Genomic DNA, 20,988 nt, shown 5'->3' with positions numbered 1-20,988 from the left:
CTACTTACCACTCGAGGACGAACGGCTTGCCGGTTGCGCGGAAGTGGCCGACGTTGACGCACTCGGTGCGGCCGATCCGCAGGCGGTGCTGCAGCGGCTGGTGCACGTGGCCGAACAGCGCGTACTCCGGCTGGTGCTCGTGGACGTAGGCCAGCAGCGCCTCGCTGGCCACCTCCGGACGCCGAGTGACGGTGTCCCAGCGCAGTTCGGGGACGGCCGGCGGCACGTGCGAGCAGAGCACGTCGACCGGGCCGAGCGACTCGACCTTGGCGGCGTACTCCTCGGGCGAGCAGTCCGCACCGAACGGGACGATCGGCATCCGCGCTTTTTTGAGGAACTCGGGCGGGATGGGCCGGCGGGGCCAGCCGCCGACGAACCCGAACCGCCGGCCGGCGATCTCGACGACCTCGGCGTCGTACATCCGGTGCTTGTCGTCGACGAAATCCGGCCAGAGCCGCGGGATGTCGACGTTGCCGTACGTGCAGTAGGCCGGTACCGGCATCGCATCGAACAGCTCGGCGTACTGGCGGCGGGCCGCGGCGACGACCGCCTCGGCGAAGGCTTCCGGGTCTTGCATCAGGCGCGCGCCCGCGCTGCGCAGCGCGCCGAACTGGTGCTCCTTGCGCAGCGCGGCGAACTCGGCACCGGCCTCCGGACCGAGCAGGTCGGCCAGAATGCCCTCGCTGGGATGCGCGTAGTCGAGGTAGTTCAGCAGGTCGCCGCAGACCACCAGGGCGTCGGCGCCGTCGGCGGCGCTCGCCAGCGCGTCGGCGCGGCCGTGGACGTCGGAGACGACATGTATGCGCGGCACCTGAGGAAGTCTGCCACCTCGCAGAACACCTCGACGTGACGCGCACCACGGCCGGACCCACCCGAGATACCGTCAAGTAACCATCGGTACCGTGCGGGCCGGGCGTCCGGACAGCAGGGCTGTGCCCGCACACAGAAATGGGAGGCCGTGGTGCGCGAGTTCGCTCTGCCCGCCGTCTACACCGTGCCCGAAGGGGCGAATCTGACCGACCCGGTGTGGAGCGCCGCCGAGGAGGTGCCCGACCGGATCACGTTCCGGCGCCCGTCGGGAGCTTCGTGGGTGGGTGTCACCGCCGTTCAATTCCGCGACGAGGTCGTCGCGGTGGCGAAGGGCCTGATCGCGTCCGGGGTGAATCCCGGCGACCGGGTCGGCCTGATGGCCCGCACCCGCTACGAGTGGACGCTGATCGACTACGCGATCTGGTCCGCCGGCGGCGTCACCGTGCCGATCTACGAGACCTCGTCGGCCGAGCAGGTCCAATGGATCCTGGGTGACTCCGGCGCGGTTCTCGTCGTCGTCGAGACCTCCGCGCACCAGTCCCTGGTCGAGAGCGTCCGTCCGGCCCTTCCCGGCCTGCGTCGCATCTGGCAGATCGATGCCGACGCGGTGGGGCTGCTGAGTTCTTCCGGTTCGGAGCTCCCGCCTTCGGACGTGGACGCGCGGCGGGCGGCGCTCGGGCCGGAGGACGTCGCGACGATCATCTACACCTCGGGCACGACCGGGCGGCCGAAGGGCTGCGTGCTGACCCACCGGAACCTGCTGTTCGAGGTGGGCAACGCGCTCCCGGTACTGCCGAGCATGTTCAACGAGGGCGCCTCGACGCTGCTGTTCCTGCCGCTGGCGCACGCGTTCGCGCGGCTGATCCAGCTCGGTGCGGTGCAGTCCAGGGCGACGCTCGGCCACGCGCCGGACATCAAGAACCTGATGGCCGACCTCCAGACGTTCCGGCCGACGTTCGTCCTGGCCGTGCCGCGGGTGTTCGAGAAGGTCTACAACGGCGCGAAGCAGAAGGCGCACTCCGAGGGCAAGGGCGGGATCTTCGACCGGGCCGACCGGGTGGCGGTGGCCTACAGTTCGGCTTTGGACTCGGGTGGTCCCGGGGTCTGGTTGAAGGCCCAGCATTTCGTGTTCGACCGGCTGGTGTACTCCAAGCTGCGTGCCGCTCTGGGTGGCTCCTGCACGCACGCGATCTCCGGCGGCGCGCCGCTGGGTGTGCGTCTCGCGCACTTCTTCCGCGGCATCGGGCTCTGGGTCTCGGAGGGCTACGGGCTCACCGAGACGTCCCCGGCCACGGCGGCCAACGTGGACGACGCGGTGAAGCTCGGGACGGTCGGGCGTCCGCTGCCCGGCATGACGGTCCGGATCGCCGACGACGGCGAGGTGCTGATCGCCGGTGAACACGTGTTCCGCGAGTACTTCCACAACCCGGCGGCGACCGAAGAGGCACTGCAGGGTGGCTTCTTCCATACCGGCGACCTCGGCGCGCTCGACGAGGACGGCTTCCTGACGATCACCGGACGCAAGAAGGAGCTCATCGTCACGGCCGGCGGCAAGAACGTCGCCCCGGCCGTGCTGGAAGACCGGATCCGGGCCCACCCGCTGGTGAGCCAGGCGATGGCCGTCGGCGACGGCAAGCCGTTCATCGGCGCGGTCGTGACCGTCGACCCGGACGCGTTCGGGCCGTGGAAGGCCGCGCACGACAAGCCGTCGGACGCTAGCGTTGGCGATCTCGCGAACGACGACGACCTGCGGGCGGAGATCCAGAACGCGGTCGACGACGCCAACAAGGCCGTGTCGCACGCCGAGGCGGTCAAGGTTTTTCGTATCCTGCCCCGCGACTTCACCGAAGAGACGGGCGAGCTGACGCCGAGCATGAAGCTGAAGCGCGCCGTCGTGGAGAAGGAGTACGCCGACGAGATCGCTGCGATCTACCGCTGAATCCCTGCTGGGGCGGGTACCGGTCACCTGGTGGGAAACCGCCGCCCTCACCCGGCTGGTTCGGGGCTCCCTGCTCGTGCTGGTCGTCGTGCTGTCGCTGGCCGGCACGCGCTCGATCACGCCGACGCTGCTCTGGTGCGCGCTGTTCGCGCTGGCCGCCGCGCCGGGGCTGGTCGCGCCGGAGCGGGTGTGGCCGGCCCGGATCGGATGGCTGGCCGAGGTCATCGTCGTGTCGATGGCCGCCGCCACGCCTCCGGGCGAGGAGGCGGCGATCCACCCGGCGCTGCTGCTGAGCTACCTGGCCGCACCGGCGTTCGCGGTCGGTGCCGTGCTCGGTGCGCTCGAGCTGGCCGGGCTGATGGTGGTGACGATCGTCGCGCTCGTCGTCGCCGGCGCGCTGCAGGACCAGCTCGGCGCGTCGACGTTCACGCTAGCGGCGCTGGAGTGGACGGTGCTCGCCGCGGTGGCCGGTGTACTCGGGCTGGCCATCCGGCGGCTGATCCGCAGCCGCGCGGACGCCGTCGAACCCGACATCGTCCAGGCCGCGCGTCTGCTGACCCAGCTGCGGACGATCGCCCGCCAGCTGCCCGGCACGCTCGACCCCGGTAGCCTCGCCGACCGCCTGCTCGACGAGTTGCACCGGGTCGCACCGGCGGACCGCAGCGCGGTGCTCACCGGCAGCGGGGGCGGACGGCTGGAGGTGCTGACGCAACGCGCGCCGGGGCGCGTCGCCTGGGAGACGTCGTTCGACGCCGACACGCCGCTCGCCGACACCTGGGCGAGCCAGCAGCCGCAACTCTCCAGCCGGTCGCTGGACCGGGCGGGACCGTCCGGGTCGGTGTCGGTGCTCGTGTTGCCGATGATCACCGGCGTCCGGACCGTGGGTCTGGTCGTGCTGGAGTCCGACCGGGTGGGCGCCTACCCGCCGTCCGTCGTGCCCGAGGCGGTCGAGGTCGTCGGCAACGCCGCGCTCCGGCTGGAGACCGCGCTGCTCTTCGACGAGGTGCGCGGGCTGGCGACGGTCGAGGAGCGGCAGCGGCTGGCCCGCGAGATCCACGACGGCGTCGCGCAGGAACTCGTGATGGTCGGCTACGGCATCGACAACGCGATCGCCGACCTGCCGGAGGGCAGCGAAGCGGCCGAGAGCACGCTGCGGCTGCTGCGCACGGAGGTCACCCGGGTCATCACCGAGCTGCGCCTCTCGCTGTTCGAACTGCGCAGCGACGTCGACCGGCACGGCGGGCTGGGGTCGGCGATCGCCGACTACGCCCGGACGATCGGCAGCTCGGCCGGGTTCCGGGTGCACCTCTCGCTGGACGAGTCCACCGCCCGGCTCCCCGCCGCGATCGAGTCGGAGCTGCTGCGGATCGCGCAGGAGGCGGTCACGAACGCCCGGAAACACGCCGGAGCCGCGAACCTCTGGGTGGCGTGCGAGGTCGACCCTCCGTACGCGCAGATCGAGGTCAGTGACGACGGCAAGGGCCTGGGCAAGGAGCGGCCGGACGGCCGATACGGAATGACGATCATGGCCGAACGGGCGAATCGGGTGCGCGCGGAGTTGGAAATCGTGCCGCGTGCCCCCAAAGGGACGACAGTTCGGGTGGTGCTGGGGGGTAGAACACGACAGGGAACTGCTGGTTGAGAAATCTGTTCCTTCATTTTGTAGGGATTTCCGAGAACAATTCGCACCGGCATGGCTACTTAGCGTCGCGAATGGCATAATTCGTGCCAACGAGCGTTTTCCGCAGCTTCCGGTGGGCCGATAATTGGTCCACTATGGCCGTTCGGAAAGCATTCTTCCTGGCCAACAGCTACAGAGACCCTGATATGAGAACTTTAGGCGACGGATCGTATAACGTGATCGCGCAGGAGGTGCGGCCAGACAGTGACTGACAACAGGTCCTTCCCCAGCCCGCCGGGGGGCGAGGCCAGCGGCGGGGTAACGACTGTTCTCCTCGTCGATGACCACGATCTGATCCGGCAAGGGCTTCGCCACGCGTTCGAGCGAGACCCGGGTTTCGAGGTCGTCGGTGAGGCCGGGTCGGTTGCCGATGCGCTCCGCAAAGCCTCCGAGCTCAAGCCCGACGTCGTGATCATGGATCTACGGCTTCCGGACGGCAGCGGGCTCGAAGCGACGAAGGCGCTCCGGTCGTCCCGGGCCGACATCGGCATCGTGGTCCTGACCATGTACGCGGGCGACGACCAGCTGTTCGGCGCACTCGAGGCGGGCGCGTCGGCGTTCGTGCCGAAGAACGCACCGGCCGACGAGGTGGTCGCGTCCGCGCGGCACGCCGCGTCGTCGCCGAACGCGTTCACCGCGTCCGATCTGGCCAGCGCGATGAAGCGGCGGCTCACCCCGAGCGGCCCGCACTTGTCGCCACGGGAGAGCCAGGTACTGCGGCTGCTCGCGGACGGCATGAGCGTCGCCGGTATCGCGAAGCAGCTCTACGTCAGCGAATCGACCGCCAAGACGCACATCTCGAAGCTCTACGAGAAGCTCGGCGCGGGCAACCGGGCCCAGGCCCTGATGACCGCCCTGCGCCTGGGGCTGCTCGAGGCGCCGAACACGCCCGGGCTGTAGCGCACGTCGTGCTCAGCGGCCCTCAGGGGCCGCTGAGCAACTGCGTCATCCTGGCCGCGAGCGTGTCCCAGTGCCAGTCGCGCTCGACCCAGTCGCGGCCGGCCTTGCCCATCGTGCGGGCCCGTTCCGGGTCGGCCAGCAGCTCGACGGCCCGTTCGACGAGCGCGTCGAGGTCGCGGCCGCCCACCACGTAGCCGGTCTCGCCTTCCAGCACCGCGTCCGGCGCTCCCCCGGAGTCGCCCGCGATCACCGGCAGCCCGGTCGCCGACGCTTCCAGGTAGACGATCCCGAGCCCTTCGACGTCCAGGCCGCGGCGGCGGGTGCGGCACGGCATCGCGAACACGTCACCGGCCGCGTAGTGCGCCGGGAGCTCCGACCACGGCACCGAGCCGGTGAACTTCACGTCGTCGGCGACGCCGTGCTCGTGGGCGAGCTTCTGCAGCGTCTCCCGGTAGGGCCCGCCGCTGACCAGCAGCAGAGCCGCGTCCTCGACCCGGCTCCGGATCGCCGGCAGCGCACGGATGAGCTGGTCCTGGCCTTTGCGCGGCACCAGCCGGGACACGCAGACGATCGTCGGCCGGTCATGGATGCCGTACCGGCGGCGCACGGCGGACGCGTCCACACCCGGGTGGAACTCGGCCGTGTTCACGCCGCCGGGCAGGTGGACGAGCGTCGCGCGATGCCCGACCGGACCGGCCAGCTTCGAGCGCGTGTAGGCCCCCAGGTACGTGATCACGTCCACGCCGTCGGCGATCCGGCTGAGCAGCCGGCGCGCCCCCGGCAGCGCCGCCCAGCCGGCCTCGTGCCCGTGCGTCTGCGCCACCTGCCAGGTCACCCCGGCCCGCTTCCGCAGCGTCGGCGCCAGCAGGCCCAGCGGCGCCGCCGCGCCGTACCAGGCCGTGGTGCATCCGTGCTCCCGCGCCGTGGCGACGATCCGCTTCGCGGCTCCGGGCGTGGGGATCAGCAGCTCGGACGGGTGGCGCACGACCGGAAACGGTTGCTGCGCGTCGAACTCCTCCGCACCCTTCCAGCTGGACGCGTAGACGACCAGCGAATCCGCCGGCTGACGCACCGCCAGCTGGTGGACGAAAGTCTGGATGCCGCCGGGGCGGGGCGGGAAGTCGTTCGTGACGAGCAGCGTCTTCACCGGGCCGGCCCCGGGATCGGGAGGTGCTCGCGGGCGGCGAACTCCCTGGCCGCCGCGATGCGCTCCACAGTGGTCGGGTGGGTGCCGAACCAGAACTGGAAGAACGGGTTCGGACGCAGGTCCGCCCGGTTCTGCAGAGCCAGTCGGCGCTCCATCGACACGAAAGCCTCCGGGTCTCGGGTGAGTTCCAGCGAGTGCTCGTCGGCGCGCGCCTCGATCCGGCGCGAGACGACGGCCTGCATCGGCGTGGCGAGCGCCCCGACCACCGCGATGATCGCGAGCAGCAGCCCGAGCGAGCGCGGATCGGTCAGGTCGTCGACGCCCGCCCGTTTCAGGAGTGGACTCCAGGCGCCGAGCAGCGCCAGCCCGCAGACCGCGGCGGCCGCGCCCAGCGCGCCCAGGACGGTGCCGGTGACGACGTCGCCGTCGACCGCGTGCCCGAGCTCGTGGGCGACGACGGACTCGATCTCGTCGGGCGGAGCGTCCTTCAGGAGCGTGTCGTAGATGACGATCCGGCGGCTGGCGCCGTAGCCCGAGACGTAGGCGTTGAGCGCGGTGGTCCGCCGGGAGGCGTCCGCGATCAGGACGTCCTTCACCGGCTCACCGTCGCGTTCGGCGAGCTGCAGGATGCTCGTGCGCAGCGCGGAGTCGGGCATCGGGGTGAACTTGTTGAACACCGGCTCGATCAGTACCGGGAACGCGAACGACGCGAGGAACACGAACGCGGCCGCGCCGGCTGCGGCCCAGGTCCACCACCAGTCCGGGGTGGCGCGGATCAGCGCGAACAGCACCAGGGTCACGACGGCGGTGAGGACCGCGGAGATCGCCCAGCCCTTGGCCTGGTCGGCGAACCAGCCGCCCCAGTTCTGGGTGGAGAGCCCGAAGCGGCGGAGCAGGACCTCGGTGCGCGCGGCGAGCGGCAGCGTGGCGATCGTGGCCACCAGGCCGAGGACGAGGCCGCCGAGGAGTGCCTCGGCCCACCAGGAGCCGCCCAGCGGCCGAGCGGCGGCGCCGATCAGGCGGGCGCCCAGCGGGGTGAGCCCGAGCGCGAGGGCGACGATCAGGCCGACGAGCAGCCGGCTGAGCGACCAGGGGCGCACCGCGGCCCGGAACGCGCTGCCGCGGGCGATCTCGGCGTCGCTGAAGTCGGTGGAGGCGTCGGGCGCGCCGCCGCCGCGGGTGCCGGGAGCGCCGGCGCCGGGGGCGCTGGCGCCGGGGGCGCTGGCGCTGGCGCCGGGGCTGCTGGTGCTGGAGGCGCTGGCGCCGGGGCTGCCGGTGGCGGGGGTGGCGGGGCTGCCGGGGGCGCGGGTGCCGGAGGCGGGGCTGCCGGAGGCGGGGCTGCCGGAGGCGGGGCTGCCGGAGGCGGGGCTGCCGGAGGCGGGGCTGCCGGAGGCGGGGGTGGCGGAGGCGGCGGGGGCGCGGGTGCCGGAGGTGCCGGGGTCGGGAGGGCCGGCGTCGGGGGCGCCCGCGTCGGGGGCCGGGGCGGTGCGCCAGGGGGTGAGGAATCCGGCGGTGAGCACTGTGGCGGCGCCGAGGATCAGGAAGGCGATCAGGGCGACGACGCGGCTGGACACGCGTCGATTCTCGCAGCCGGAGGAAACTCGCCGTCCTGCGCCCGAGCCCCGACTCGCGTGGCGCTGAGGCAGCCCGACCGGATCGGAGATCGGCAGCCGCCGCAGCGCCCCAGGACGAGCCGAACCACCGGACGCACCCCGCACCACCGCGCACCCCAGGCACCGCACCAAGCGCGCCCCGGGCACCGCGCCAAGCACCACCGCGCGCCCTAGGCACCTGGCCCGCGCCCTGGGCACCTAGCCGCACCGCCGGACCGCACCGCACCACACCGCCGCACCGCCGGACCGCACCGCACCGCCGAATCCCCGCCCCACCGGACCTCCGCGCCACCGGACTCCCGCCCCACCGAACCCCGCGCCACCGGACCCCCGCGCCGCCGCACCCCCGCCCCACCGGACCCCCGCCGGCGCCCGGCCTCGCGGGCCGCGGTGACGCGCGGCGACCGTCAGCCGGCGCGGCGGGCTCGCTCCTCGGCGTCGTGGCGAGCGCCGAGCCACCCGTTGTCTCGCTCGGGGTCGGACGCCGTGATCGACAGGAACTCCAGGTCCATCCCGCCGGCGGCGAACGCCAGCAGCGCGGCGTTCTCCTCTTCCTCGAGCTCCACCCCCGCCGGCAGCCGGTCGAGCTCCACGCCGGGCGGCGGGCCGCCGACCAACGCGCTGATCACGCAGTCGGCACAGCCTGGGCCGCGAACCCCACACGCGTCGCAATCGATGAGCATTGTCGTCGCCTCCCTTCCGTGCATCTCGTTACACACGCACGGTAAGCAGGGGGTCCGACAAAACCGCGCTAAGCCCGGTCCAAGCGCCTGACCAGCACGATCGACGGCACCGCATAGGCACCGGACCGCCGGATCCCGCCGGCGACCTCCTTGTCGGAGGAGACCACGACCACCGGACGCCCGGCCGGTTCGGCCCGCACCAGCCGCCGGATGACCTCGTCGGCGGTCACGCCCGCCGGGCTGAAGATCACCCGCACGCCGCGCGGGCTGCCGGGCGCCACGGCGAGCCGCGACGCCCCGTCGAACACGACGGTGATCTCGGCGTTCGTCTGGGCGGCGAGGCCCGCCAGTCCGGCCAGCAGCCGCGTCCGCTGCTGCTCCAGCGCCAGCTCGGGGAAACCCGTCTTGGTGACGTTGTAGCCGTCGATGACGAGGTGCACGCGCGGCAACCCGAGCAACTGGTCGAGCCGGGCCGGCTCGTCCGCGGCCCAGAGGCGGCTGCCACCGGGCTTCGGCTGGGTGCTCGTGACGGCCGCTTCGGCGGCGACGGCGTCGGCGGGCATCGTGTCGGGCGGCGCCAGCGCGAGTTCGCGGCGCAGGCCCTGGGCCGCGTTGCCGATCGTCTCCAGCAGCAGCCAGAGCCGGGCGTCTTCGGTGGCCCGGCCGGCCCGGCTGGCGGACTTGCCCTGCTCGCGCTCGCGCTCGGCGTCCGCGAGTCGGCTGCGCAGGCGGCGGATCTCGGCGTCGGCCGTGCTGGACTGCGCCGCGACCCGGCCCCGCTCGGTCGACACCGCTTCGGTGAGCCGCCGGACGTCCTGCTCGGAGTCGCGCAGTGCCTTGCCCAGCTCGCGGACGCGAGCGCGCATCTCGTCCGCCTCGGCTCGGACGCCCGCCAGATCGGACCGCAACTTGTCCGCGTCGGCCTTGGCATTCACCCGGGCCCGCTCGAGCTGCTCGGTGAGCCGTTCGATCTGCCGGTTGGCTGCCTGGACCTGCTCGGACTCCGCCGCGGCAGCCACCGTCGCGGACGCGGCCTCGACCAGATCGGCCCAGTGCCGGGGACGGGCCAGGTAGGCCAGCGCGGCCACCTCGACCGGGTCGGCGGCGCCCGGCGGCGTGCCCGCCACCACCGCCTCGCCGAGCGGACCGGCGGCCTCGACCGCCTTCTCGGCGAGCCGCTCGCGGAACGCCGGATCGGCCGTGAGCTGCGCGGCGACGCTCGGCCCGGCCATCTTCGCCCGGCGTGCGGGCGTGAAGTGCGCGAACCGGCGGAGCGGGCCCGGCAGCACGTCCGCACCGAGCGTCGGGAACAGGTCGACGGCGAGCGCGACCACCCGCGCCCGGACGGCGTCCGGAAGCGCCGGTTCCGGCCCAGCATCCGAAGCGGCGTCCGGGGCCTCGTCCGGTACGCCGCCCGTTCCGTGGTGCTCGGCGGTCACACCTGTCAGTCTTCCACTCTCCGCTTCCGACTGGCGCCTCACGGGACCACGTCTGCCCTGGTGAACCCAAGGGCCCGCGGTTTTGTCGGGGGTTGCCCCTACGGTTCGCCCATGCAACACCACGGCGGGTCGACCGCGACCCAAAAACACTGGGTCCAGTCGACGTTCGACGAACTCGGGCAGCCCCTCCGCGAGACGACGTTCGTGGTCGTCGACCTGGAGACGACGGGCGGCGCACCGGGTGGCTCGGCGATCACCGAGATCGGTGCGGTCAAGGTTCGCGGCGGCGAGGTACTCGGTGAGTTCCAGACGCTGGTCGATCCCGGCATCGGCATCCCGCCGTTCATCACCGTCCTCACCGGTATCACCGACGCGATGGTGGCGCAGGCCCCGTCGATCCCCGAGATGCTGCCGGCCTTTCTGGAGTTCGCGCGGGGCTCGGTGCTGGTCGCCCACAACGCACCGTTCGATCTGAGCCACCTGAAGGCCGCCTGCGAGGCGCACGGCCAGGTCTGGCCGGCCTTCCGCAAGGTCGATACCGCGGTCATCGCCCGGCGCGCGCTGAGCCGCGACGAGGTCCGCAACTGCAAGCTGAGCACGCTCGCCGCGTTCTTCCGCTCCCCCACCACGCCGGTGCACCGCGCGCTGGCCGACGCGCAGGCCACTGTGCACGTACTGCACAGCCTGATGGAGCGGCTGGGCAATCTCGGCGTCCAGACGCTGGAAGAGCTCGAGACGTTCACGACGCAGGTCTCCGAGCCACAGCGGCGCAAGCGGCACCTGGCGGTCGGCGTCCCGAGCGCACCGGGCGTCTACCTGTTCCGCGACGCGCGCGACCGTCCGCTCTACGTCGGCACCAGCAAAGATCTGCGCACACGGGTCCGGCAGTACTTCGTCTCGTCCGAGCAGCGGTCGCGGATGGCCGAGATGATCAACGCGGCCGAGCGCATCGAGGCGATCGTGTGCGCGCACTCGCTCGAGGCCGAAGTGCGTGAGCTGCGGCTGATCGCCGCGCACAAGCCCCCGTACAACCGCCGGTCCAAGCACCCCGAGCGGCGGCTCTGGCTCCGGCTGACCACCGACGCGTACCCGCGGCTCTCGGTCGTGCGGCAGGCGCGTGACGACGGCACCGCGTACCTCGGCCCGTTCTCGTCCCGCCGTTCGGCCGAGGCCGCCGCGACCGCGGTGTACGACGTCCTGCCGCTGCGCCAGTGCGGTGGCGTGCTGTCGACGCGCAAGACCAAGCCCGCCTGCGCCCTCTACGAGATCCGCAAGTGCGAGGCGCCGTGCGAGCACCGCGTCTCGGTCGAGGCCTACGGACGCCACGCGGAGGCGTTCCGCGAGGCCGTCCACGGTGACCCGTCACGCCTGGTCCAGCGATTGCTGGCCCGCATCGAGACGCTGTCGGACGCGCAGCGGTACGAGGATGCGGCGACGGCCAGGAACCGGCTGGCGACGCTCCTGCGGGCGGTGATCCGGTCGCAGCGCACCCGGGCGATCAGCTCGGTGCCCGAGATGGTGGCGGCGCGCGCCGACGGGCAGGGCGGCTGGGAGATCTCCGTGGTGCGGTTCGGTCGGCTCGCGGCGGCCGGGGTCGCGGGCCGCGGTGTGCCGCCGATGCCGATCGTCGATCAGCTCGTGGCGTCGGCCGAGACCGTGGTGCGTGATCCGGCCACCGACGGCGTTCACCTGGAGGAGGTCGAGCGGGTGCTGGCCTGGGTGGAGCGGCCGGAGGTGCGGCTGGTGCGGGTCGACACGGTGTGGTCCTCGCCCGCGCGCGGGGCCGGGCGGTGGTCCGACCTGCTGAGCCGCATCGAGGTCGGTCGCCACGGCTCCGACCCGCTAGAAGACCGCCGCCGCCTACGCCCGGAGTCCCGCCCGGCCCGCACCGCGGTCTGACGCCGCCGTCGGCCCCACCGCCCTCGGCCCCACCGCCCTCGGCCCCACCGCCCTCGGCCCCACCGCCCTCGGGCCCGCCGGCCGCGAGCGCCCCGACGGGAACAGCCGCCGGATCCGGATGCCCGCGGCCCGAAGGCCGCCGCCTCCACCCGCGGGGAGCACCCGCCGGGCGGTGGTCGGCGCGTTCCCGGGCCCGCTCTAATCTGTCGAACCATGGGTTCCTACCGCACCGCACGCAAGGCGGTGCTCCGCCGGGCCATCCAGGTGTTCCGGCGGCTCCCGCCGAAGGTCCGCCGGCCGATCGTCCGCCTCGGGACGCCGAACTACACGATCGGCTCGGTCGTCCTCCTGCGCGATCACGACGACCGCCTCCTGCTGCTCCAGCAGCCGCCGCAGCCGGGCTGGTCCCTGCCCGGCGGCCTGCTCGACAAGCACGAGCACCCGCGCGACGGCGGCGCCCGCGAGCTGCGCGAAGAGACCGGCGTCGCGCTGCCGTCCGAGGCCCTCACCCCGATCGTGCCGAACGCGCACGTCAACCCGTGGGTCCAGGAGATCGACATGGTGTTCACCGCCACGGTCGACTCGGACGCCACCGAGGTGCAGGTCGACGGCGTCGAGATCCAGGAAGCGCAGTGGTACTCGCTGGACGCGCTGCCCCCGCTGACCGGCCCGACGTTCCGGCTGCTGGGCCGCGCGGGCCTCGTGTCCGGCGAGGGCACTCCCGAGCGCCCCAACTACGCTGTCACCGAGCCAGAGGAGTCCCCATGATCACGTCGATCGTCATGATCAGCTGCGAGACCGACTCGATCCCCGAGGTGGCGCAGACGCTCGCCGACCTGCCGGGCGTCAGCGAGGTGTACTCCACCGCGGGCAACGTCGACCTGATCGCGATCGTGCGGGTCACCCGGTTCGAGGAGATCGCCGAGGTCATCGCGGGACGGATCAACAAGGTCCCCGGCATCGTCGACACCGAGACGCACATCGCGTTCCGCGCCTACTCCCGCCACGACCTGGACGCGGCCTTCTCCATCGGCCTCGAGTCCGAGTAGTAGACCCAGGAATCCCCGCACACGACGAAGGCCCCGCCATCGGCGGGGCCTTCGTGCGTGGGGACTAGTAGTTGCCGTCGTCGGAGGCCGACGCGCCCGAGAGGGCCTTGTCGGAGTCCTCCCGCGAGCCCAGCGCCGGCGTCGCCGCGTCCTCCGGCTTCTCGACCGGGAAGAAGAAGCCACGCACCGCGCGCCCGCCGGCACCCAGCTTGTTCATCTTCTTCGGAACGGCGGCGCCCTGGTACTCCAGGTGGCTGTGGCCGTGCTCGTCCACCGGGCCGAGCGGCTGGTGGACCTCGATGAACTGGCCGGACGGCAGCCGCCGGATCACGCCCGACTCCACACCGTGGGCCAGCACCTCCCGGTCGTGCTGCTGCAGGCCGAGGCAGATGCGGTACGTGACGAAGTACGCGATCGGCGGGACGATGAACAGGCCGATCCGGCCCGCCCAGGTCGTCGCGTTGAGGCTGATGTCGAACTTGTCGGCGATGATGTCGTTGCCGCCCGACAGCAGCAGCACGATGAAGAAGCCGATCGCCATCGCGCCCAGGCCCGTCCGCGCGGGCGCGTCACGCGGCCGCTGGAGCAGGTTGTGGTGCCCGCGGTCCTTCATGAACTTCTGTTCGAGCCACGGGTAGGCACCGGCGAGCGTGAACATGGCCCCGGCCAGGACGACCGACGGCCAGAACATCGCCGGGATCGTGTAGCCGAAGCTGCGGAACTCCCAGGCCGGCATCAGACGCACGGCGCCGTCGAGCCACATCATGTACCAGTCGGGCTGCGAACCGGCCGAGACGACCGCCGCCTGGTACGGGCCGAACAGCCAGATCGGGTTGATCTGGACCAGGCCGCCCAGCGCCGCGATGACGCCGAACACCAGCATGAAGAAGCCGCCGGCCTTGGCCGCGAAGCCCGGGAACATCCGGTGGCCGACGACGTTCTGCTCGGTCCGCCCCGGGCCGGGGAACTGGGTGTGCTTCTGCTTCACCAGCAGGCCCATGTGCGCCGCCACCAGGCCGAGGATCGCGGCCGGAAGGATCAGCACGTGGATGATGTAGAAGCGCTCGATGATGAACTCACCCGGGAACTCGCCGCCGAAGAGCGCGAACGAGACCCAGGTACCGATCACCGGGATCGAGTAGATGATCGCCGACGCGATGCGCAGGCCGGTGCCGGACAATCCGTCGTCCGGGAGCGAGTAGCCGAGGAAGCCCTCGAACATGCCCAGCACGAACAGCGTGACGCCGATGACCCAGTTGAGCTCACGCGGACGCCGGAACGCGCCGGTGAAGAACGTCCGGAACATGTGGACGAGCATCGCCGAGACGAACAGCAGCGCCGCCCAGTGGTGGATCTGGCGCATGACCAGACCGCCGCGGACCTCGAACGAGATGTTCAGCGCCGAGTCGTAGGCCTTCGACATCTCCACGCCCTGCAGCCGCGTGTAGACCCCGTCGTAGACGGTCTCGGTCGGCGAAGGGGTGAAGAACAGCGTCAGGAACGTGCCGCTCAGCAACAGGACGATGAACGAGTACAGCGCGATCTCGCCCAGCATGAACGACCAGTGGTCGGGGAAGACCTTGTTGAAGACGCGCCGGAGCGGAGTCGAGGCTTCCAACCGGTCGTCGGCCCAGGTGCCGACAGCGGCGGGTTTGATCGTTGGCAGCAGTGGCATTACGGACGCTCCCAGAAGGCCGGCCCGACGGCTTCCAAGAAGTCGCTCTTCGCGACGAAGAAGCCCTCGTTGTCCACGGTAATAGGAAGCTGCGGAAGCCGCCTGGTGGCGGGACCGAAAATCGGCCGGCAGCTGTCCTTCACGTCGAACTGCGACTGGTGGCACGGGCAGAGCAGCCGGTTCGTCTGCTGCTCGAACAGGCTCGCCGGGCAACCCGCGTGGGTGCAGATCTTCGAGTAGGCGAAGTAGTTGCCGTAGTGCGCGTTCTCGTAGCCCTTGCGGGGCTTGAAGTCAGCCGCGTCGTCGTCCCGCAGGTGGATGAGGAGCGTCGGCGAGTCCGCGTACTTGAGCGTGGTGCCCTCGGGGATGCCCGGGAACACCGTCTCCAGGCCACCCGCCGAGACCTCGCCCGGCCGGATCGGCGTGCCGTCCAGACGGACCAGTCGGACGCCTTCCTTGAACCCGGTGTGGAACAGCGGCTCGTCGTCGCTGTGCGGGTCCTTGATCAGCGCGCCCAGCGGCATGACCAGCATGACGCCGAGCGGCGCCGCCCCGAGCGCCAGCGCGCCCTTGAGCAGCGGGCGCCGCTTGATGCCGGTCTCCTCGACCGCGCTCATCAGCGTCGCGGCGGTCAGCTGCCGCTCGACCAGGTCGGGATTGTTGTCGTGGCGGTCTTGGACCGCCACCTCCTCCGGCATCAGCTTCTTGACCCAGACGATGATCGCCGCACCGAGCGCGAAGAGCGCGAGGCCCATCGTGAAGCCGAGCAGCGGCGTGTACAGCTTGTCGAGGTGGTAGCCCTGCTTGTAGTCGTACGGCCAGAACAGATAGAACCCGACGAACGCCGCCGCCGAGAGGCCGGCGAGCAGCAGCAGGAACGCGATCACGCGTTCGACCCGCTTCTCCCGCTTGGTGCCGGCCACCGCGAAACGCGGCTGGTAGTGGACGATCTCGACGCCGTCCCGCCGGGCCCCTTCGCGCACCAGGTCGAACTGGGTCAGCGTCGGGTCCTTCGGGTCGAATTCCGAAGTCGCGGAGTCGTCCGTTCCCAGTTTTTGAGAGTCACTCATGACTTACCCGCAATCCACAGCGCCCCGAACAGACACACCACGATGCCCACCGCGAAGATGATGACCATCTCCGGCACCGGGCCGGTCCGGCCGATGCCCCAGCCGCCCGGGTCGGCGTCGGACTTCTGCGTCTGGACGTAGGCGATGATCGCCTTCTTCTCGTCCGGCGAGAGCTGGTTGTCGCCGAAGACCGGCATGTTCTGCGGGCCGGTCAGCATGGCCGCGTACAGCTGCTTGTCGGTCGACTCCTTCATCGACGGCGCGTACTTCCCGGAGGAGAGCGCACCACCGTTCGAGGAGAACGCGTGGCAGGACGAGCAGTTCACCCGGAACAGCTCGCCGCCGAGGGCTTCGTCACCGCGCAGGTCGCCGTCCGGGATCTGCGGGCCGCCGCCGATCGACTGGATGTAGGCGGCTAGCTGGTCGGTCTGCTCGTCGTTGAAGGCCGGCTGCTTGCGCGAGACCTGAGCCTCCTGGCGCGCGGCCGGCATGCGGCCGGTCGACACCTGGAAGTCGACCGAGGCGGAGCCGACGCCGATCAGGCTGGGCCCCCGGTCCTGCACGCCCTGCGCGTTGCGGCCGTGGCAGGTGATGCAGCTCTCGTTGTAGAGCTTCTGCCCTTCACGGACCGCGATCGAGCTGGTCGTGTCTTCGGCCTGGCCGGACGGCGCGAACGCCGCGTAGGCACTGCCGAACAGACCGAGCGCCAGGACCAGGACGGCCAAGCGCCCGGCGCGGCCGGCGCGCTGCCCGGCTCGCTTTCGAATCCGGCCGCCCATTTTGGCGGCGGCGGAGGCGGTCATGGATTCACCTTGTCGGTCGGGGAACCAGTCGTGCACTGCGCGGGCGACGTCATTTGACGAGGTAGATCGTGGCCCAGAGGCCGATCCACACCACGTCGACGAAGTGCCAGTAGTACGAGACGACGATGGCGCTGGTGGCCTGGGCCGGTGTGAACCGGCCCAGCGTGCTCCGGCCCATCATCAGGAGGAACGCGATCAAGCCGCCGATGACGTGCAGGCCGTGGAACCCGGTCGTCAGGTAGAACATCGTCCCGTAGCCGTTGGCCTGGATCGTGACGCCCTCGTGGACCAGGTTGCGGTACTCGTTCGCCTGGCCGAGAACGAAGATCAGCCCCATCACGAACGTCAGCGCGAACCAGCGCCGCAGCCCGTACACGTCGCCGACCTCGGCTCGGAACACGCCCATCTGACAGGTCACGGACGAGAGCACGAGGATCACCGTGAACACCACCGCGTACGGGACGTTCAGGATCTGTGTCTCTTCCGCCCAGAGGCGTTGACCCGGGCCGGAGGCTCGGATCGAGAAGTACATCGCGAACAGAGCCGCGAAGAACATGAGCTCGCTGGAGAGCCACACGATCGTCCCGACACTGACCATGTTCGGCCGGGTCAGCGAGTGGATCTGGCTCTTCTCGAAACTGGTCGTGGCCGTCGTCACGGGAGCATTATGTCCCGCGCCAATCCCAGCGCACGCACCGGGTGCCTACGTCGTGTCGTAGATTTCGGCCTAAGGTGGAACGGTGTTGTCCGCGACGAGTCAAACCCTCGCTCTGACCAGCGCTGCAACCTCCCCCGGCGAACTTCCGAAGTTCACCCCGGCAACGCTGTTCACTTCCGCGAACCCCGATCAGTGGATGGCGATCGCCCTGGTCGTCGTCGCGGGGCTCTACCTCTACGCCGTCCACAAGCTGCGGACCCGCGGTGACCGATGGCCGATCGGACGAACACTCGCGTTCGTCCCCGGCGGGCTCGGCGTGATCGCGATCGCGACGCTCTCCGGCCTCGGCACGTACGACGACACGCTGTTCAGCGCCCACATGATCCAGCACATGCTGCTGGCCATGGTGGCGCCGATCCTGATGGCGCTCGGCGCGCCGGTGACGCTCGCGCTGCGCACGCTGCCCGCGCGCAGCCGGAAAGCGCTGCTCGCGTTCCTGCACAGCCGCTACTTCCGGCTGATCAGCCACCCGCTGATCGCGTTCGCGTTCTTCATCGCGACGCCGTACGCGCTCTACCTCTCCGGCTGGTATCCGGCCACGCTCACCAGCACCTGGCTGCACGAGTTCACGCACGTGCACTTCCTGGTCGTCGGCTCGCTGTTCTTCTGGCCGCTGATCGGCCTCGACCCGCTCCCGATCCGCTGGCCCTACCCGGCGCGGGCGCTGATGATGATCATCTCGATGCCGCTGCACGCGGTCCTCGGCGTCATCATCATGCAGATGGCGGGCCGGATCGCGACCTCCTACTACGAGGGCCTGCACCTGAGCTGGATCGACCCGGCGTCCGACCAGCAGATCGGCGGCGGCCTGCTCTGGTCGTCGGGCGACATCATCAGCCTGCTGATGCTGGCCGCGTTCGTCACCCAGTGGATCCGCTCGGACGAGCGGACCGCGGCCCGCATCGACCGCCAGCTCGACCGCACGACCGGTGAGGACAACGCGCTGGACGCGTACAACGCCCGGCTGGCCCGCCTGGCCGCCCGCTCCGCGGACAGCACACCCGCCCGCGCCGCGGACAGCACCTCCGCCCGGTCCGCGGACAGCGCACCCGCCCGCTCCGCGGGAGGGGCGACCCCCCAGGCATAAGCGCAGCGCTACGATCCGCTCGACGCGTCCGTCGCACGTTGGGAGCCCAGCCCTCATGACCCCTGCCAGTGCCTCGCCCGCGACCGTTCTCGTCTACAGCGATGACGCGGCCGTCCGCGAGCGGATCCGGATGGCCATCGGCCGCCGGCCCGCGGCCGACATCGGTCCGATCACCTGGGTCGAGGCCGGCACCGGCGAGGAGGTCGTCGAACTCACCGACGCCGGTGGCATCGACCTGCTCCTCCTGGACGCCGAAGCCTGGCCCACCGGCGGCATGGGCATCTCCCGTCAGCTCAAGAACGAGGTGGACGACTGCCCGCCGGTCTGTCTCGTGCTGGCGCGCAAGGTCGACAAGTGGCTGGCGACCTGGGCCGAAGCCGACGCGGTGCTGTCGCACCCGCTCGACCCGGTCGCCGCGGCCTCGACCGTCGCCGAGGTCCTGCGACGGCAGCTCGGTTCGCTGCCCGCGGCCCGATGACCGGCCCGACCCAGACCTGGCCCCTCCTGCTCAACACGCTGCTGGCCGGGGACTCCCTCGCGCCCGCGCAGACCGGCTGGGCGATGGGTCAGGTCATGTCCGGTGACGCCACCCCGGTGCAGATCGCCGCGTTCGCGATGGCGCTGCGGGCCAAGGGTGAGACCGCGGAGGAAGTCACCGGGCTGGTCTCCGCGATGCTCGAGGCCGCCACTCCGATCGACGTCTCTCCGGACGCCGTCGACGTCGTCGGCACGGGCGGCGACCAGGCCCACACGGTCAACATCTCGACGATGGCCGCGATCGTCGTGGCCGGTGCCGGTATCCCGGTCGTCAAGCATGGCAACCGGGCCGCCTCGAGTAGTACCGGCGCCGCTGACCTGCTGGAATACCTCGGCGTCCCGATCACGATGACGCCCGCGCGGGCGGCGGAATGCGTCCGGGAGGCCGGGATCGCGTTCTGCTTCGCCCCGACCTACCACCCGGGCCTGCGGCACGCCGGTGTGGCCCGCAAAGAGATGGGCGTCCCCACGTTCTTCAACTTCCTCGGGCCGCTGACCAACCCGGGCCGCGTCCGCGCCAGCGCGGTGGGCTGCGCGAACGAACGGATGGCCCCGGTGATGGCCGGGGTCTTCGCCCAGCGGGGCGCGTCCGCGCTGGTGATGCGCGGCGAGGACGGCCTGGACGAGTTCACGACGACCGCGCCGACCCGCATCTGGCTGGTCGCCGACGGCGCCGTGACCGAAACGCTGGTGGACGCGGCCGACCTGGGCATCCCGCGCGCCTCCCGGGAGGATCTGCGCGGCGCCGACGCGGCGTTCAACGCCAAGGTGGCCCGCGCGGTGTTCGCCGGTGAGCGCGGCCCGGTCCGGGACGCCGTCCTGGTGAACGCGGCCGCCGCGGTCGCCGCGTTCGACCGGTTCCCCGGCGGCCTGGAAGCGTCGCTGCTGGCCGGTCTCGAGCGGGTCGCCGAGTCGGTCGATTCGGGGGCGGCCGGTGCCGTTCTGGACCGCTGGATCGCGGTCGCGACCGAGGCCTGAGCCCCCCGGAATCTACCGGCCGTTCGGCCAGGGACGTGACGAATACAACGTCCCGGCCCCGGCGAGGACCAACTAGCGTTGTCGCAGGTGAGCCCCGTGCGAACATCACGCGGACAGTTGCTGACAGCACGTGAAGAAATGCTGACGAAACGTTCCGTCAGACCGGACCCCGATGGGACACTTACCCCGTGCCGCCCCCTCTCCCCCCGCGGGTAGCCGCCGCGGTGGCGGCGACCGTAGCGGATCTCGTCGCCGACGGAACCAGTGGTGTCGTCCTGCTCGGTAGCCAGAGCCGGGGCGACGCGCACGAGCACAGCGACGTCGATCTGGTCGCACTCGGCAACGGCCCGGAGTACATCCACCGGCAGCTCGGTGGCCTGCTCATGTCGGTGTCGTGGCGCTCGGCCGACGCGGTGCGGGCCTCGTTCGCCGACCCGAAACTCGCCGGGAGCACGGTGCCCGGGTGGCGGGCCGCGGTGATACTGCACGACGCGGACGGCACCGCGAACGAGCTCTCGCAAGAGGCCGGCGCGTGGCGGTGGTCCGACATCGAGGGACACCGGCGGGCCTGGATCGCCGGGCAGATGACCGGCCGGGCCGAGGTCGTGCAGCGGCTCGTGGGGTCGCTGGCCGCGGGGCGCCGGACGACGGCGGCGGTGACCCGGAACCGGCTCGCGACGCGGTTACCCTTCGTCGCGGCGGTGCACCACCGGATCCTGTACGCGAGCGAGCACCAGCTGTTCGACCTGGTCGCCGACGCGATGGGGCCGGCCTGGCGCCGCTCGCAAGACTCCGCGCTGGGCCTGCGGGGCGAGCAGCTGGCCGACTCCTGCCGAGCCGCCCTGGGCCTCTACGCCCAGCTCTCGCCGGTAGTGGAGCCCTACCTGAACGCCGACCAGCTCGCCGTGGTCCGCTCCGCCGCCGAACTAGCCTGGGCCGCCCAACACGCTGCCTAGTGGG

The 20,988-nt window shown here is 71.4% G+C and carries 19 protein-coding genes; 10 read left to right on the top strand and 9 right to left on the bottom strand.

The annotated features are described in order from the left end of the window. Positions 1–4 precede the first annotated feature (4 nt). Positions 5–811, bottom strand: a complete 807-nt coding sequence (locus ACIBZJ_RS07015; protein ID WP_395926456.1) for a metallophosphoesterase — start codon at positions 809–811, stop codon at positions 5–7. 150 nt (positions 812–961) lie between these two features. Here ACIBZJ_RS07015 and ACIBZJ_RS07010 point away from each other — a divergent pair, with 150 nt between their 5' ends. The 3 genes from ACIBZJ_RS07010 to ACIBZJ_RS07000 all read left to right on the top strand — a co-directional run bounded on the left by ACIBZJ_RS07010 (position 962) and on the right by ACIBZJ_RS07000 (position 5,330). Next, the gene (locus ACIBZJ_RS07010; protein WP_395926453.1) at positions 962–2,749 is read left to right on the top strand and encodes an AMP-dependent synthetase/ligase; all 1,788 of its coding nucleotides are present in this window, start codon (positions 962–964) and stop codon (positions 2,747–2,749) included. Between the two features lie 70 nt (positions 2,750–2,819). Next, positions 2,820–4,391 (top strand): GAF domain-containing sensor histidine kinase, encoded by a 1,572-nt coding sequence (locus tag ACIBZJ_RS07005; RefSeq protein ID WP_395927738.1) that lies wholly within the window; start codon positions 2,820–2,822, stop codon positions 4,389–4,391. Positions 4,392–4,634: 243 nt separating this feature from the next. Further along, positions 4,635–5,330: a response regulator gene (locus ACIBZJ_RS07000; RefSeq protein WP_395926451.1), complete on the top strand. Its 696-nt coding sequence runs from the start codon at positions 4,635–4,637 to the stop codon at positions 5,328–5,330. 22 nt (positions 5,331–5,352) lie between these two features. On the opposite strand, the gene ACIBZJ_RS06995 is transcribed toward ACIBZJ_RS07000, so the two are convergent. The 4 genes from ACIBZJ_RS06995 to ACIBZJ_RS06980 form a co-directional block, all read right to left on the bottom strand. After that, positions 5,353–6,477, bottom strand: coding sequence for a glycosyltransferase family 4 protein (locus ACIBZJ_RS06995; protein ID WP_395926449.1), 1,125 nt, complete (start codon positions 6,475–6,477; stop codon positions 5,353–5,355). Next, on the bottom strand, positions 6,474–8,051 hold the full coding sequence (locus ACIBZJ_RS06990) for a M48 family metallopeptidase (RefSeq protein ID WP_395926447.1): 1,578 nt from the start codon (positions 8,049–8,051) through the stop codon (positions 6,474–6,476). Before ACIBZJ_RS06990 ends, ACIBZJ_RS06995 begins: the two co-directional genes overlap by 4 nt. Before the next feature lie 446 nt (positions 8,052–8,497). After that, complete coding sequence (locus ACIBZJ_RS06985) at positions 8,498–8,719, bottom strand: hypothetical protein (RefSeq protein ID WP_395926445.1); 222 nt, start codon at positions 8,717–8,719, stop codon at positions 8,498–8,500. Positions 8,720–8,841: 122 nt separating this feature from the next. Beyond that, complete coding sequence (locus tag ACIBZJ_RS06980) at positions 8,842–10,212, bottom strand: NYN domain-containing protein (RefSeq protein ID WP_395926443.1); 1,371 nt, start codon at positions 10,210–10,212, stop codon at positions 8,842–8,844. Positions 10,213–10,323: 111 nt separating this feature from the next. On the opposite strand from ACIBZJ_RS06980, the gene ACIBZJ_RS06975 reads away from it, so the two are divergent. From ACIBZJ_RS06975 to ACIBZJ_RS06965, 3 genes are all read left to right on the top strand, one after another. Next, positions 10,324–12,111, top strand: a complete 1,788-nt coding sequence (locus ACIBZJ_RS06975) for a DEDD exonuclease domain-containing protein (protein ID WP_395926441.1) — start codon at positions 10,324–10,326, stop codon at positions 12,109–12,111. Between the two features lie 213 nt (positions 12,112–12,324). Then, a complete protein-coding gene (locus ACIBZJ_RS06970; RefSeq protein WP_395926439.1) occupies positions 12,325–12,879 on the top strand; it encodes an NUDIX hydrolase in 555 nt (184 codons plus the stop codon). After that, the gene (locus ACIBZJ_RS06965) at positions 12,876–13,160 is read left to right on the top strand and encodes an Lrp/AsnC family transcriptional regulator (protein ID WP_395926437.1); all 285 of its coding nucleotides are present in this window, start codon (positions 12,876–12,878) and stop codon (positions 13,158–13,160) included. The genes ACIBZJ_RS06970 and ACIBZJ_RS06965 overlap by 4 nt, the downstream gene beginning before the upstream one ends. 64 nt (positions 13,161–13,224) lie before the next feature. On the opposite strand, the gene ACIBZJ_RS06960 is transcribed toward ACIBZJ_RS06965, so the two are convergent. From ACIBZJ_RS06960 to ACIBZJ_RS06945, 4 genes are read right to left on the bottom strand one after another with little or no spacing between them, the layout of a single operon-like run. After that, a complete protein-coding gene (locus ACIBZJ_RS06960) occupies positions 13,225–14,835 on the bottom strand; it encodes a cytochrome bc complex cytochrome b subunit (protein ID WP_395926435.1) in 1,611 nt (536 codons plus the stop codon). Continuing rightward, positions 14,835–15,905, bottom strand: coding sequence for a ubiquinol-cytochrome c reductase iron-sulfur subunit (locus ACIBZJ_RS06955; RefSeq protein ID WP_395926433.1), 1,071 nt, complete (start codon positions 15,903–15,905; stop codon positions 14,835–14,837). The genes ACIBZJ_RS06960 and ACIBZJ_RS06955 overlap by 1 nt, the downstream gene beginning before the upstream one ends. After that, positions 15,902–16,708 carry a c-type cytochrome gene (locus ACIBZJ_RS06950; protein ID WP_395926431.1) on the bottom strand — a complete coding sequence of 269 codons (807 nt, stop codon included), beginning with the start codon at positions 16,706–16,708 and terminating at the stop codon, positions 15,902–15,904. The genes ACIBZJ_RS06955 and ACIBZJ_RS06950 overlap by 4 nt, the downstream gene beginning before the upstream one ends. Positions 16,709–16,757: 49 nt before the next feature. Continuing rightward, positions 16,758–17,306 carry a heme-copper oxidase subunit III gene (locus tag ACIBZJ_RS06945; protein WP_395927736.1) on the bottom strand — a complete coding sequence of 183 codons (549 nt, stop codon included), beginning with the start codon at positions 17,304–17,306 and terminating at the stop codon, positions 16,758–16,760. A gap of 256 nt (positions 17,307–17,562) precedes the next feature. Between ACIBZJ_RS06945 and ACIBZJ_RS06940 the strand changes: the two genes are divergently transcribed. From ACIBZJ_RS06940 to ACIBZJ_RS06925, 4 genes are all read left to right on the top strand, one after another. Beyond that, the gene (locus ACIBZJ_RS06940) at positions 17,563–18,513 is read left to right on the top strand and encodes a cytochrome c oxidase assembly protein (RefSeq protein WP_395926429.1); all 951 of its coding nucleotides are present in this window, start codon (positions 17,563–17,565) and stop codon (positions 18,511–18,513) included. A gap of 55 nt (positions 18,514–18,568) precedes the next feature. Further along, entirely contained in the window at positions 18,569–18,991 is a 423-nt protein-coding gene (locus tag ACIBZJ_RS06935) for a hypothetical protein (RefSeq protein WP_395926427.1), read from the top strand. Next, complete coding sequence (gene trpD / locus ACIBZJ_RS06930) at positions 18,988–20,028, top strand: anthranilate phosphoribosyltransferase (RefSeq protein ID WP_395926425.1); 1,041 nt, start codon at positions 18,988–18,990, stop codon at positions 20,026–20,028. The genes ACIBZJ_RS06935 and trpD overlap by 4 nt, the downstream gene beginning before the upstream one ends. Before the next feature lie 188 nt (positions 20,029–20,216). Then, on the top strand, positions 20,217–20,984 hold the full coding sequence (locus tag ACIBZJ_RS06925) for a nucleotidyltransferase domain-containing protein (protein ID WP_395926423.1): 768 nt from the start codon (positions 20,217–20,219) through the stop codon (positions 20,982–20,984). Positions 20,985–20,988 lie beyond the last annotated feature (4 nt).

Origin of the sequence: Cryptosporangium sp. NPDC051539, assembly GCF_044454545.1 — a bacterium.
In the GTDB taxonomy this organism is placed as follows: Bacteria; Actinomycetota; Actinomycetes; order Mycobacteriales; family Cryptosporangiaceae; genus Cryptosporangium.
This window is presented reverse-complemented; position numbering and strand designations above follow the sequence as displayed.